This is a genomic window from Paenibacillus turicensis (assembly GCF_017873435.1).
Classification (GTDB): Bacteria; Bacillota; Bacilli; order Paenibacillales; family Paenibacillaceae; genus Fontibacillus; species Fontibacillus turicensis.
In genome coordinates, this window is the sequence record NZ_JAGGKG010000006.1 from 83,403 (window position 1) to 97,872 (window position 14,470).

The window sequence follows — 14,470 nt, forward strand, 5'->3', positions numbered from 1 at the left end:
TCATCCCTTCACTTTTTATATTTTCAACCCTCCATTAACCTCAGTATCTAAGACCCATATGCAGTTAAGGAGAACTGCATATGGGCAATGAAGGGAAGTGAACCTAAATATTGAACTGGGTAGGTATTCGACATTCGGGTTCCACTTACTATAAAATTGATCAGCTATCCACTCCTGAAATTCATGGACTCTCAGACTAAAATTCATTTTTATCCATGAAAGAAATGACTAAAATGAAAATAAATAAATGCGTCATACCCCGAAGGGTGAGATGCACTTGAAGATACGGCAATTAATGTGTGTTAATGAGTATACTCGGTTGCATTCCATTGAAACATACTCGCCAGAAATAAACATAATACAAGAATTGTCGCCTCATTGTGATTTGCGTGGGAAATCATCTACTCTTTAATGAACCCATATTCCTGGTACAAGGCAGAAGAACGGTTATAAAATGTACACCAAAGAATATAAAACTCCGAAATTATGCTAAGTCTGCTTACTAGAAGCTAAACCTTGACCTGTGTTGTTCGTGATAAGTATCTTTTACCTCTCTGCCGCTGAGTATAGCTCGGAAGAAATCAACCGGATCATAAAACAAAGTGGTCGTCACTTTACAGGATCTTGTTTTTGCAACTGGAGGAAGCAATAGTTTCACTTGAGCAAAAGCAAGTTCCCATTTATCCGGCTTTACAACCGCTATGAGCAGGCGATTGAAAGGATTGCCACTCTGGAGACAGTATCTTGCTATTGAGGTAATTGATCGTAGCTTGTCACCTGAAGTGCTATCAGAAGACAAGTTAACCGCATATACCCCGATGCCTCCGAGGAAATGTTCTCCTGAAAAGAATTTGAATTCGCGTGACCAATCGCATGTTCCTGGGGAACGGTAAGAAGTGTCGAAATATAAGCAGTTTACAGCCGATACCGCGTTGACTATATTGCAATCCCCATAATCGAATTGGCTGACTGCTGACTTCCTCTCCACTATTCCTGCAAAGCTCTCATCAATATATGGACGAAAGGCTGTTATTGAAACAGAATATGCAAGCCTTACCCAGTTCTCATCTCGATATGGAGATGCCGCTAACTCACTCATTTCATCAATTGTCATTTGCTCAAGATCGGTTTTGAGGAAATGAACAGAAGTATCAGCAGGTAATTTGTATAGGGGAATAGCCTTTAAGTACATGTGCTTACCCCTCCTTGGAAGCCAACTCAAGCCCTGAACCGGCATCATGGAATATGTGTTGTCTCCGTACCTCATCGAGTGCTTTCTCGACTTGATATTTATTACTTATATGTTCACCAATGTCCGTCATACTGAATTCTCCATTAAATAACTTCAATAGAGCTTCGCGTTCAATAGCTACTTTCTCGCGACTATGGTGCCCATTCTCAAAATACGACTGAAGAACTTTATCATCGCTTACGCCTTCAATCATTTTCTTAGAATTATCCGAAATGAGATAGAGAATATGAGCCAATTTCTCTTGATCACACTCCTCAATCGTGTTTTTCATTCCATGTTCTGTTAAAACATTTAAAAAACGAATCTCAGAACTGCACTCCTCTAGGGAACTGAACATTCGATACTTGGGTTCGGGCAAATACTTTGCCGCTTCCGGCAAGAAAAACCCCTTTGCTGATTCGTTTAATATCCCTGACCTGAATACTCTTAACGCCTCCGATACCTTATCTTGAAGTATCATGTCGATGGTCTCTTTACCGACAAGTGACTCCAGCTGCCGCGAAACCCGTGATACCATAACATCAATTGAATTACGAGATGTTCCGAAGTGGGTCGCTGTTTCCTGATAATCATATTTGGATCGAAGGAAGAAGGAGAATTTCTCCTTTACCCTCGGTCTTTTAATGTAATTCATCTGCTTTACAAAGTTCACGATCTCCATCAGAGCATCCAATTTACTTTGTTGAATTTGCGTTGTATCTGAGAAGGGTTCGCTCTCTGGCAGTTTATTTTTAACTGTAATAATTGCATTCTCCAGCTTCTTCGGGAAGATCACATAAACACGTCCTTTCTCTCCTTGGCATTTTGTATAAATTGATCCATTATGGCTATGAGCTCGTCTGCAGAAGAAGTAGAAACAATTGAAGCAATAGTCTGATCACCAACCAAAACTCTGAGTTTGTTATCAAAGTAAATGATCTTGGATCGTAATGAGTCAGTCGTTATGCCGTACTTCGCTGCCTGTTTTGAAGAATTTTTGCCTGTGCTTTTGTTTATCCACATCTCGTACCTTAGTTTTGACTTCTCACTTAGATTGCTAAGTTCTCCTAATAAAAGAACAATGTGATTAATAGTGTCCAATTTCATATGCTCTAACATCTTATCCGCATCATTCAATTCTTTTGACTTTAGTCTTTTCTGGATTGTTGAAACAGCTTCAGTTATCTGCCACCACAACATTTTCTTTGGCTGATCCATTCGATCAATTCCTTTCTTTATGTGATGATGTTGCCTGGCTCTCGACTAACTCGACATGAAACGACATAATCAGAACCTCTTTCGTTAATTCCATACCGACTTACTTAATTTACCCGCATATGGGGCTGACGTAAGTCCTCTGATTTTCTTTTGTAACGAAAAACCCTAGAGCCTGAGAGGAAAATCAGAGCTTAACTGAACACACAAACTGAATTTAAGTCAGTTTTGAGAAAGTGAGCTTGTAAGTACTGTAATTTTGCTTCATTTTCAACTCCTGAATTTGATCCCATCTCGTGAGCAAACGGAATTTTCTCAACTGATTATTTTTCTTGCTGTATACGGTTCAAATGAAAGCAAATAAAGTCATAGAGGGGTAGAGGGATAAAATTTGAACTGGCGAGAAATCAACAGTGTTCCGAGGGGTTGGTAGGTATAATTTCCCAGAATGATAAGGTATAACTCAGAATGATATTTTATTTCGACCTACCTAATATACCGATCAGATAGAAACAAACTAAATCCTCGATTATAAACATAATCTAGGGAACGAGTAGTCTAAACAGATATTAGAACTGGTATTTGATGTGAAAGCAAAATTAAATCCACTCATCACTTCATATCCGTTTCTCACCTATCTTTTAGACTGCTCCTATCTATTATAAAATTGTATTCGGCTGAATATATTCGCTCGACACTTTATAAGGCTTCTGTTCGTTCCTTCTGAATCCACTTCGCTTTTTATAAAATTTCTGTTCGCTGTTCTAAATCCCGTTCGCTTATTTATTCAATTTCTGTTCGGTTGGATAACCAAACTTCACTGTTTATGAAAAGTGGATTCGCTCTTCTAAACTAACTCAGTTATTTCTCAGGAACTCACTTCAAATACCCCGTTCTTAATCTAATCTTAAAAATCTAAGTTTCAATTAGGAAGCACGAAAAATCCTTCGTGGCGATGCATTAAAGTCCAGAATTTCCGATAAAGTTCGGTCAATACCCCTGAGGGCATAAAAATAGCGAGATCTCTGTATACGAGTCTCGCTAAACTATTGTGCTATTGAACAATTTCTTACCATATTTCAACTACACCACCAGTTTCTCAATAAACTTAAGACTACGCTTATTACAAATTGTGCCTATTCATATAAACCAGAATCTTTTCTTTCAAAACTCTCCTCATTATCGTTTTGTGCTCCGTATTCTCATCCAAAGTAACTATCTCTAAATTTTCTGGTCTGTTGTCATCAGGGTTAAGATTTCTGTGGTTAATATCATGAGTTCTTTCACTCACTCCATCTATTGCTAAATCTATAGCTTTTTGACCGAAAAACATTGCTGTAATTATTTGATGGCTTTTCAGGTACATCACATTTGTTCTCAACTCGTTCTTTGGGTATTTCACTGCATTACAATTTTTATCACTTGCGGGATGAGCATTTTGTCTCAACCAATCTCCAGAAGTATTTACGAAATTTCGACCATAATATACTAACTTTGCTACGCCTGTTTCATATTTGACTAAATAAATTCTCCCTCTAATGACTTCTAACCTACATTCTCTATTATTGTAATGAGCAGCTTCACCTGTACAACGATGAACTATATGGGAATACTCCTCGAAAGTTGAATGATAAACACCTTTAACAAGCTTCCTTTTGCTTTTACGCAAACTTGCTAGTGCAATTTGCTTATCAGTGTAATCATCTTTGATCTGAATATCGGTGCAATCTTCATCTCCAAACGCTTCCCATTTACGCCAGTGTTTATCTATCTCCCAATCTTCTAAACCAATGACAACATCTCCAACAATTGCTCTACCTTTAATTATTTTGGGGATAGTTAGAGATTTCATATTATCGCCCTCCTAGATTATGAGCCAATTAGCGTCAAGACAATCCAACAGCATCAGCTGCCTTTTTATTTGTAATGATATACCCCACTAAATCCCTTAAACTGTGTTCCTCTAAGTAGAAGATGACTTTTTGAATCATACTTGGGTTGGTAGACGACTTGAAGCACTCTTTATCTTGCGATACTAGAGGCAGTTTACTGAAATCGTTGAATTCTTCAATCAACCTCCCAAGATAGTCAATATCTTTTGATCTACCTGTTCTTAAAGCAACTTCTATAACTAAGTGCAACCACTTCTTCTTATGGTTATAGATCTCGATTTCAACCAAATTAAATACAGCTTTGATTACTTCGTAATCAGTGTCTAACGATTCAAGCCAGTTGTCATTATCAGAAAAGTTCTTTACCTTAAGAATCGCTTCTGAAACCCCGCCTTTACGACCGGCTTTAAATTCATCAACAGTCAGAATCGGAACCTCCTTACTGCTAATAGCCATTTTTGTATTTCTCTCAACACCATATCCAAATGCGCCTACTTTTATGGGCTGATCCAAATATCCATCAACCGTTTTAACAAAACCTTCGCTTATTCCTAAACTTTCAAAGCGACTGTAATGGGCTACAGGTTTCTTCCTAGGTACAACCCTTACTCCAGCATCTCCAATCCGCTCTTCTGTCGGATTCACACTAAAAGTTATCACCTCCAACTCTCTCCTTTCCAAATTAAAACCTAAATTCAAAAACAATAATCAAATCTCGAAATGTATTAACACTAATTTGTAACTTCTTTGCTGCTTCCAGCCTGTTATATTCCTTATTCCGATATCCCTTATATACTTCAAGGAAGTTGGGAGGGTAAGGTTGCACAGGTCTGCCTTTTCGCTTCTTCTTTTCCCGAATTTGTTCCTTTTCTTTTATGAAAGTATCTATTAACGTGAGGATCTTAAGTCCTTCATCCGAAAGGACACCTGTACTGACTGAGTTCAGAAGATGTAGTTCAGTACCTATATCACGCAAAGTCGCCATTAATGAACGTATTTCGGCTACGGTATCTGCCAGTTCACTCAACCCTCGAACAACAACCTCATCACCACTGACTAACTTTTCGAGCATTACTTCAAGCGAATTGTTCAAAGTAACACCGAATTCGTTAGCCAAATCAATAAATACTTCATCTGCCTGAGCTTGCTGCTCAAATTCTTCGATTTCCTGCTTGCGTTGACAGCGGATATAGGCAAGTCGTGCCATATTTTTACCCCTCTCTTATACATTAACCATGTACTTAGTCCCTTTTCTTAAATTGAAGCTGATGCCTTGAATGACTACATACCAATCATGGTCTAGCTCAAGCCGACATGGAACTTGATCACCACAAATGTAAAGCTCAAAGCCTTCACCGCAATGCATCCAGCATTTCTTATCATTGAGAATCACATACCACCGATCTGCATCAGCATCATATTGCATAGGAATTTTGTCTGCCATGAAGTTCGCTCCTCTCGTTCCATCTTGTTCTTTTACAAACTTCAAGTTCACTGTTGCAAATTACAAGATTAAAATCACGGCTAATATCCCAATCACTGCCGCTTCAATGATCAGTGCATATCCGGCAATGTGTCGATGAGTAATCGGCACTTCTCTGTTAATACCAATCTTCACAAGTTCCAAATTCAGAAGTACAAATGGCAGAAACAAAACAATCCCCAAAACCATCAAAGCTATAAACATCTTTATCATCCTCTCGATTATTTTTACTTAAATTTACTTTTTTAGTAAATTTAAGTTATTTAACGTGTATCAATAATAGCTTCATTTAGTGATTAATTCAAGTGTTTTTTGATCTTTTTTAGGGTTAATTTTTAGAACCAAAAAGCCCGAAAACCCTTGGTACGACTGGAAAAACGAGAACCCCTACAGAGCGACAGGGCGACAACCGAGCAGGACGCGCTGAAAGCCCCTGTAAGCGACCGAAAAGGCAAAACTAAGGGAATAGACCTGCCGAGGGAGAGGGCGGCTATAAGAGCCGATTTTGACCGCCGAGCAAAAGCCGCCGCAGAAAGGAGCAGGGCGACCGATACTGGAATAGGTTTACATTCGGAGAAAATCAGGAGTTACGGAAAAACGGGATCACAGAATATCGAACTGATGTTGCTTAACTCAAAATTTCATCGACTCCTTCAACCGAACATGGAATCCCCTCGAAATCCCTTCTTCATCGTTCTTACTGACAGCTTTCGACACGAATTGCAAGAAATTCGCGTCAAATAAGGAGCGTAGTGTGTTTTAAGGCATACCTCGAGATAGTTCGAATGGTGTTCTGCTCAAAAAAGTGTGTTTATAGAAGGGTTTGCGACAACATGCTGTCAGTTGCAGCTCTCGTAATTGCAAAAATTACGCCCATTTTGTTCCTTTAGGCATAAGAAAAACACTCTCAGCACAGATTGCCTGGTCGAGAGTGTTTTCTGATCGTTACTGGTATAAGGCTGTCGTTATGCCGTTCTCAAGGATTATTGTGACAAATCAAGATAATTCAACAGAATCAGCATATTTCGAGTTCAACAGGTTGGAGGGATGGAGGAAGTTCAATCCTTCTACTCGGCATTATGTGTCCAGTCAAGAACCCAATCTGGAATCTTGATGTTACTCCAAATATACTCGGCAATCATCTTACCTATCCCTGAACTCGGGACGTGAACCGTTCCAACGAAATACCTGTAAAACCCATTCTGCTCAAGTCGCCTATAAGCATCATTTTTATAGCCACTTACAATAATCTTGTTCTTACATTCAGGTGACGTTATGTTGTCGATCATTAATTCATGATCCTCTTTAGTAAACGGATGGACATAACCGTTTGTAGCTTTTGTTTTCTTCCGATTACCCCTCTTCCCCTCAACAGCTTCCGTAGTCAGATACGGGGGATCTAACCACACAAGAAGGTCTTCCCGATGCTTATACTTATGGAACTGTTCTTTATAATCTCCACAGTAAATCTGAACATCGCCAATGATTTCATCGAAACCTACCAACTTGTCCAGACTAGAATGAATTAGTTTGGTTCCTACGTTTGCTTTGCAGAAATCCTGCCTATTTGTTGCCCTGCTATGCATGGTAACGATATACGTCAAAGCGCCTGAGATAATTTCATCGGTTTGCTCATCCAGCCTTATTTCACAAGCAGTTGTAAAGCGCTCCTCAGTATCAACATAATCCGCCAGCTTCCAAATTGAATCGATTAGTTGATCAGTCTTGTATGGGTCTTGCAAACATTTGAAAAAGGCGACAACCCCTCGATCGATCTCATTAGCCAGTTTGAACTTAATTTGGTCACAATCAAGGTGGAGGAAAAGCCGATTACCACCCATGAAATAATCGACTGCTCCTGTCAAACCATACTCTTCAATGCAATAATGGAAAATCTCAACCATTCGATCAATGATCTGCGATTTTCCGCCAAGGGTCGGGAACGGATCTGGTCTAGTTGCCATTACGCCAGTTCCCCCTTGAATAAAGATGGGTCAATACGAATCATAAAGAATTTCACTTCAACCCCTTTTGACAAGGTGCGTTCAAATGTGAATGCCTCCGACTTCTTTTTCTTTTTGCCTGAATTCGGAATCAGAACCCCAAGAGTATGCAAAGCATCAAGAATTTGATTGTACTCATTGTCATTCCTGACACTGAACAGACTCCTAAAGTCTTCGCGCAAAAACGCAATTGTCAGAACGCCTTCTTTGTCGACAGGGTACTCTACATCAAGGATTGCTCCTTCATGTTCCTCCGAATTGAAGGTGTTGCTGATCTTTGAAGGGAACTTCTCCTGGTTTTCCTGAAAGTGCCGATAAACAAGTCGATAATGCTGCAGGGCATTCAATGACCCCAAGTCAAATGGAACATACACATCGATACAGTCCATCAATTTCTGCTTCTTTTCCATGATCATTCCGTCAGCAACATCGACAAAGTGCTTAACGTAGCTACGCTTGATGAGTGCAATTGAGCCAAGGCTTTTTATTACCAGATCCGTCTGCTTGATGTCTCGCAGGTCTTCGAGTAGATAATAGAACTTTTGACCGTCCAGCTTACAGGTGACTTCTACTACATTCTTTTCACGACCGGATGCTGACTGCCACCCATAAAATACATCTACGCCCCAAATGAAATCCGCTTCCTTGGCGGCACTCCCTTTGAACTCTTCAATCTTTTCATCAATGCTCTGAACCTCATTTGAAACCGACGAATCTTTCTCATTCATACCGCTTACCTCCAAGTGATTTATTTTGAATCACTTAGAAGCTGTTGACTCTTGAATCATGTGTTGAAGTTAAGTTATGTAAGCCCCTTGTCGTCCCAACTCCATACAAATGCTTGTAAATAATAGTTGTGCGAATCCCATTCAAAGGTTGGAGGGATGGCGGGGAATCAAAGGAACCTTATCCTGCTTGAAACGATTAGTAATAATCTTCTACAGGAACCCCATTAAAATCGAACTAAACAATCGAGCGTTTATAAAATAATCGTCCCATAAAAAGAAAGTGCCGATTTTCACGACACCTTCCACTAAGTTAAAATAGGTTTTCAGATAGCTTCTTGTACTTCTCCACGATCATATAGACTTCCTGATGTGGACTGTACATCTCGACATGGAGCCGGTCGAAGACTTCCCTGATTTCGTAAATTGCCACTTCTACTGGCATGTTCTTCTTAGAAAAGAACTCCTCGATTTCAACAAACATCTGTTCAATCAGCTCCAGTACTAGCTCCTCAAAATCCCAAGGCTTCGGATCACTGAAGAACCCCTCATCCTTTTTAACCGTGGGAACAACCGGAACCGCCCACTTGAATCTGGCATACAACGACAACTCGGATAATTTAGCCATAACATCACCTCATTTCAAGAATGGTAGGAAAATAAATGTATCTACTATAACTTGAAACGAAGGTGAATTGAACCCCAAATATAAAGAAGGTGCCAATTTCTCGACACCTCCCATTAAGGTAGAGCTTTATTGAACTGTACTGAACGTGTCCATTATCGAAGTGTTACCCACTATGAAGTCTGTCGACCGTTTACCGCCGAAGTCGCCCTTGGAGCTGTCGAACACCATGCCGACATGACCAACTTTGTAGCTCAGCTTCGTATGCCCAGTGAAGCCCTTGCTGAAGAATTGATTCTTGTCGCCAGACACCTCAAGCCCTGGAATCTCCATCGGTATTTTGTCGACATACATATGGCTCGGCAATTCGAAGGTTGTTGTATAGACACGAATGACCAAGGTAGTCGTATCTTCTGCATACCATCCAGAACCAACTTTCAAATCATTCGAACCCCTCACTGCATTACCGAGGGTTGCAACAGCTTGCTCAGTAAGCTTATCACCGTTGCCGCTCTCGAAGGAACTGAAGATGTTATCGTTACCGAGAATATGCATCCGAGTGAGAGCGTCCTTCAATTCTTGCGGAAGGCTGTCTAAGTTTCGATTGCCATCAACCCCAACCAATTTGCCGCCGCGCACTTCCAATGTGTGTTCCTTGATAGCTTTACTCGACTCTGTTGCTGTCAGCTTGGCAGATTGACCACCATGCTCCTTATTGTCGATGACCAGTTTACCATTCGCATCGAAGGTTACTTGCCACCTACCAGTAGCCTCATCCTTGGTTGCATACTCGCTCAAGTATGTTTCATTGATGGCATCCGTACTATAAGCCGAGGATGGATTCCAAGCGTTCTTAAGTGCGGAAGAACCAATGTCCAGAGCAAAGGTCTTCAACTCCAATTCGCCCGTCACTTCAAAGTTCGTGGTTATCGCTGACCCCTTATAGATGACCTGCTTACCTCCAGCGTTCAGATTCTTCGCTAGGGCTTTGGCATTTGCATCGGTCGCCGTACTTGCGCCGACTACTTCTGGTTTGACCTCAACATTAACGAATTGAGCCAGATTGTAGCTCACTGGACGAATTTCTCTTAACTTGTCGCCCGCGGCGAATGCTACACTTGTGTTTCCTGACGCATCATCATAGGCGTATAGAACCTCTGGGTTAACTTTAAAGGTTTCTTTGCCTTGATTAGCTTGCCAGAACATACCGTTAGCTGAATCGGAAGCATCGGTAATCGCTTTTGGAGCTGAGCTATCTTTCGGAATGTAACGGTTAAAGCGAATGCTCGTTTCATAGTCTGCCGTCAGATACGACGGGGTTGCCGATCCCGACCAAGTGTATGGAACAAAATAGCCGCCATACTGTGTTGAAACCCAATTGTATCTCGTCTCGCTGTACGTATAGGAGGAATAAGGGCTTTTTACCCCATATTTAAAATCATGTGACTTTGATACAACTGGCTTATTCTCAGCTGCGCCTGTACTTGCTGAAGCGACCCTTCCATCGAATAAACTGAAATTGTTCAACCATGAAGCCAACTTGATATTGGCTACCGAACTGTTGTCTCGAATGGCTAACAGATCTCCAGCTAGGTTGAACGAAGCTGCCGGGTTATAGACAGAGATGTTCTTGGTCGGTGTATCGTCAAACAGTTTGGCTCGGCTTAATGCCCAAGGTGTACTGCTCAAGTCCGGATCGACTAAGCTAAACAATGTGTTTCCAGAAGGACTAAGTTTAGGGTTCGTGAACGTGCTGATCGGTAAAGACAAATTGAACTTCGCTTTGTTGATGCCTTTATCTGAGATGTTATCCCAATACTTCGAAAGTCTCCATTGAGGAACATCGTAGTTCGAAGCGATTGGCTCAATTGAGTCCTCATTAGCTTTCACGAACAAAGTAAGCTTGGCATTTGAATAAGCATCTGAACCGTTATATTTGTTCTCCGTTACAGAACTGTTCGCAGGGTCATCTCCACCTAAATACTTATGCAGATCCATCGGAAGCGGAGTATCCCACCCAAGCTCAATTTCCCAAAGGTCTGAACCAGATGTAGGAATGGAAATTGTCCCTTCTTCTCCAGTTGCTCCTTTCGTTAGCTGACGCTTATTGATATTTTCTTTGTCCTTCATATCAATTAGTTCAAATTTAGCTCTTTCGTCTGGAAGAATGTCATATGTCTTGCCGCTATGTTCTACAGACATACCCCCTGCGATGAATACATCACTTGCTGACTTCAAATCGCTTAAATACTTCTGGCTTTCTTCTGACCATCCATTGACTGGAACCGTGAACGAATCCTTTGTTGGGTTACCGTTTTTGTCAACTACCGTTACGTTCAACTCAGCCGTGATTGCAGGCTTTTTCGCAGCTTCTCCGTCCCCATAACCCCAAGGCTGATAACCCCAACCTCCGAATCCATTGACCGAAGCGTCCGATGACATCGGAATTGCCGAACTTACTGGCTTCAACGTTCTGGCGTAAAAGTCTCGGGCATACGTTCTAAACGTATTCGGGAGGTTACCGTTCTCCTTGTAGGGAGATTGGGAACCTTGATCGGCGGAAGTCGCTCCACCTTTCGAGACAGCTTCAAATTCTCGATTTGCTGTTAACCCCTGCAGAACGGAATCGGTCGGACGAGCTTTTTGTCTTGTCCAGAGATACCAATCTGTCGCATCGTGCATCGAGATAAAGGCATAGTCACGATCATAAGCACTACGACTATCCTTGACCGAGATACCGATAACTGTTTGGGCGAAGAAGATCAGTTCATTCTTGTTGAACTTGTCACGCATCATTTGTTCGAAAGTGATGTAGTCCTCGCCTTTCAAGATTCCTTTTGACTTGATCAAGTCCAGATACCCCGAGAACATCAGACTGCCAATAACTTGGGCATCGAACTGCTCTCCTGCATCTTGGCTACCGTGACGGAGAATGTAGGCTTCGATCATCCCTTTCAAGGAATCACCAATCACCTTCACGTTACCTTCACCGGAAAGAGTACGGTTCGAATCGCTCGGAGCGATATTGTACAGCGTATCGGCAATGATTTGCTCGAAGTAGTTGATGTTGCTCGATTTGGCTATGGCTTTGTCGGCGTAATCCAAAGTACGCTTCATCAACTCGACATGGCTCTGACCTTTACGGCTGTCAGGATAGAGTGGGTTATTCCCGTAAAGAGTCGATACTCCAGTTCCTCGCTCAAAGGTGATTAAGCCTGAGCCAGCTTTACGGAATAAGTTGTCCGAAGTCTTGCTCGGAGCCATGTAGAACAACAGGTCTTCATAATTGAACTTGAACGGATCTTCGAGGTCAGCCTTCTTCGAGTCGGGATTCAGAACCCCCTTACCGTCTGATTTTACCTTGTTCGGAATGAAACCAAACTGGAGTACAGCGATCCGCTCGGAGGTTTGGAACGTACCTGCCGCTGTAGTCGAATTAGCGCCGCCCGATGCAGGTGGAGTACCTCCCACGTTTGCATCCGAAGAAGCTGCGTGAACCCCCGAAGGAGCAAAAAGCGGAGCTACCAATGCGACCGCCAGCATAATACTCAATGCCGAAATCTTAGGTGACGATTTTTTACGCTTTCTGTTGTAGAGAACAAAGCATCCTGCCGCTACACTCAATGACAGGATAAAACCAATTACTAAATAGACAATGTCATCACCTGTATGGGGTGTGCTTGCCGAACCACCAAATACGACTCCTGCGCCTAAAACGACTCTAGTGATCGGGGAGTTGGCGTCGATGGCTACTGTCTCTACTTTACCTGTATCGTTATCCTTAATCATAAACGATTCTCCCGGCGTTACCGCGAATGAGATTGGATTAGTGCCTTTGTATTGCTTGTCCGCAACCTTCTCAACGTTGATGACAGAGAAGTTGAATGATTTGCCGTCCTTACTAATTTCGAGGAGATGCTTCGGCTTAACGATGCCCCCGATGCCCCCTTTACCATCACTCAGGGTAACAAGGGCATCGGAATTGAACTTGACCTCGGCATACTTGGATGTGATCGATGCCTTGTATTTGCCGTCTGCGATGCCTTCGATCTCCGTAGTGTCCAGATTCGCAGAGAAAGTACTGGATACCCCATTCGGATCGGAAAGAGCAATATCGAATTCTGACCATGCTTTACTCAGGTCTGTATTGGCATCGGTCGTGAAGTTTACCTTCATAGTGCCGCTGGTTACCTGATTTTCAAATATGATCGGGAAAGTCAGGACGCTCTTCTGCGTGTTGGCTATAACTGTAGCAGGAAGCTCGATTTCGGCTTTGCCATTTGAACCGTCCTTGGCGACCTTACCTTCCGATGAAACGAGGAATTTCCAAGTTAGCTTGTTGCTGTCGAGCCATACCATACCACTGTCATCTGACTTGGCGGTTAAGGTTCCTTTGCCCTCCAAAAGCTTGATGTTGATTGGTAACTGCTTCAAAGGGGAACCTGATTCGGATTGGAGCTGCAGTCCAATCTTTTTCCCGTTGGTCTTAAGCGAAGCCTCGATGGGGTTAAGCTTCGTGGCGGTCAGGTATTGGAAAACCTTCTCGTCATTTACCCCTTCATAATAAACGAATGGCTCTATGCCGAATTTGAAGTGGGTGTTTACCTTCAAGCTGTATCCATTGAAATTGACCTCTTCGATGATACCGTCTGCACTTCTTAGGATTAGAGCAAACTGGTCGCCAAGCTTGTAGCCTGGGTGATTGAAAATCAGGCTATACTTGCCGTTACTGAAGTTCTGGCTGTTGCCTACAGCGCTGCTAATCAATTTGTCTTCGGCTACATTCCATAATTCCAAATTGAACTCGGGGATGTAGGTACCTTGATCAGAATCGTAATAAACTACAACGTGCAGACCATCTGTTACTGTTAGAGATGTGTTGTCGGCAGAGACTTTCGTTATAGTCTCTTCGGGTTGTGCGGTCTCATTGGGTTGAATGGACTGACTGGATAAATCATCGGTCACTTCTTCGGTCAGGGTGGCTTCATTGACTGAATTGACCGCTTCGGACTGTGTTCCTCCTTCTGTTCCAATTTCGCTCTGGACAACTTCGTTAGGCTCAACTTCACTCGCAAAGGCTGAAGCCGCGAATAACGAAAGAAGCAAGGCGAGGACTAACATGCTGGAAACTATCCTTCTCATCCTTCATTTCCTCCCTTTTGCTGTTCTTGTTTTGCTCAACTGTTTTGGATGACAGTCTTTTGCTTGTATCTATAAGTTAGATGTCCCGCCAACTCTTGAAATTGGGCTTAGGTCTTGAAAAATCTTCACAAAATTAAAAAGACGATGTCGTGGA

The 14,470-nt window shown here is 42.1% G+C and carries 12 protein-coding genes; all 12 read right to left on the reverse strand.

The window, feature by feature from the left end; genetic code table 11:
- Positions 1-502: 502 nt before the first annotated feature.
- The 12 genes from J2Z32_RS08000 to J2Z32_RS08055 all read right to left on the reverse strand — a co-directional run bounded on the left by J2Z32_RS08000 (position 503) and on the right by J2Z32_RS08055 (position 14,316).
- Entirely contained in the window at positions 503-1,192 is a 690-nt protein-coding gene (locus J2Z32_RS08000; protein ID WP_127505892.1) for a hypothetical protein, read from the reverse strand.
- 4 nt (positions 1,193-1,196) lie between these two features.
- Positions 1,197-2,027: a hypothetical protein gene (locus J2Z32_RS08005; protein ID WP_127505890.1), complete on the reverse strand. Its 831-nt coding sequence runs from the start codon at positions 2,025-2,027 to the stop codon at positions 1,197-1,199.
- Positions 2,024-2,449, reverse strand: a complete 426-nt coding sequence (locus J2Z32_RS08010; protein WP_210088643.1) for a hypothetical protein — start codon at positions 2,447-2,449, stop codon at positions 2,024-2,026. Before J2Z32_RS08010 ends, J2Z32_RS08005 begins: the two co-directional genes overlap by 4 nt.
- Positions 2,450-3,569: 1,120 nt before the next feature.
- Positions 3,570-4,298 (reverse strand): HNH endonuclease family protein, encoded by a 729-nt coding sequence (locus J2Z32_RS08015; protein ID WP_210088644.1) that lies wholly within the window; start codon positions 4,296-4,298, stop codon positions 3,570-3,572.
- Positions 4,299-4,332: 34 nt separating this feature from the next.
- Positions 4,333-4,983, reverse strand: coding sequence for a hypothetical protein (locus J2Z32_RS08020; protein WP_210088645.1), 651 nt, complete (start codon positions 4,981-4,983; stop codon positions 4,333-4,335).
- 37 nt (positions 4,984-5,020) lie between these two features.
- The gene (locus J2Z32_RS08025) at positions 5,021-5,545 is read right to left on the reverse strand and encodes a recombinase family protein (protein WP_210088646.1); all 525 of its coding nucleotides are present in this window, start codon (positions 5,543-5,545) and stop codon (positions 5,021-5,023) included.
- 15 nt (positions 5,546-5,560) lie between these two features.
- The gene (locus J2Z32_RS08030) at positions 5,561-5,782 is read right to left on the reverse strand and encodes a DUF5348 domain-containing protein (RefSeq protein WP_120463237.1); all 222 of its coding nucleotides are present in this window, start codon (positions 5,780-5,782) and stop codon (positions 5,561-5,563) included.
- A 60-nt stretch (positions 5,783-5,842) separates the two neighbouring features.
- The gene (locus J2Z32_RS08035; protein WP_120463238.1) at positions 5,843-6,025 is read right to left on the reverse strand and encodes a hypothetical protein; all 183 of its coding nucleotides are present in this window, start codon (positions 6,023-6,025) and stop codon (positions 5,843-5,845) included.
- 863 nt (positions 6,026-6,888) lie between these two features.
- The gene (locus tag J2Z32_RS08040) at positions 6,889-7,785 is read right to left on the reverse strand and encodes a DNA adenine methylase (protein WP_120463239.1); all 897 of its coding nucleotides are present in this window, start codon (positions 7,783-7,785) and stop codon (positions 6,889-6,891) included.
- Positions 7,785-8,552 (reverse strand): hypothetical protein, encoded by a 768-nt coding sequence (locus J2Z32_RS08045; RefSeq protein WP_210088647.1) that lies wholly within the window; start codon positions 8,550-8,552, stop codon positions 7,785-7,787. Before J2Z32_RS08045 ends, J2Z32_RS08040 begins: the two co-directional genes overlap by 1 nt.
- 310 nt (positions 8,553-8,862) lie before the next feature.
- A complete protein-coding gene (locus J2Z32_RS08050; RefSeq protein WP_210088648.1) occupies positions 8,863-9,177 on the reverse strand; it encodes a hypothetical protein in 315 nt (104 codons plus the stop codon).
- 126 nt (positions 9,178-9,303) lie between these two features.
- Positions 9,304-14,316 (reverse strand): hypothetical protein, encoded by a 5,013-nt coding sequence (locus J2Z32_RS08055; RefSeq protein ID WP_210088649.1) that lies wholly within the window; start codon positions 14,314-14,316, stop codon positions 9,304-9,306.
- Positions 14,317-14,470 lie beyond the last annotated feature (154 nt).